Source organism: Fischerella thermalis PCC 7521 (genome assembly GCF_000317225.1).
Taxonomy (GTDB): Bacteria; Cyanobacteriota; Cyanobacteriia; order Cyanobacteriales; family Nostocaceae; genus Fischerella; species Fischerella thermalis.
This window is the reverse complement of sequence record NZ_AJLL01000139.1, coordinates 1-290: the sequence shown is the minus strand read 5'-3', so window position 1 is coordinate 290 and position 290 is coordinate 1. Positions and strand designations below refer to the sequence as shown.

The 290-nt window shown below is 45.2% G+C and carries 1 pseudogene; it reads left to right on the top strand.

The features are described from left to right. Positions 1 to 39 precede the first annotated feature (39 nt). Positions 40 to 222, top strand: a pseudogene (locus UYK_RS25500) (transposase); the annotation flags it as partial. Between the last annotated feature and the right edge of the window lie 68 nt (positions 223 to 290).

Below are 290 nucleotides of genomic sequence, written 5' to 3'. Positions count from 1 at the left end.
CCTCTGCCCTCAAAATAGCTGCCTTCCAAGGCGGAAGCCTTGGTAAAAGTTCTAAAAGCGTCGTCAAGTAGACTAATCCGCAAGGAGTTCAAATCACACGTAGACAAATACTATTGGAAGCCTGTTTTTTGGTCGAGTTCATATTTTGTGAATTCCAGTGGCGGAGTGTCATTTGATGTGCTGAAAAAATACATCAAGCAGCAAGATTCTCCGTCTGGATAACTAGATCCTGCCCAAGTTTCATCCCCTTCGAAGACTCCACCTGGGGACTTCCCGCAAGGAAGGTTAAA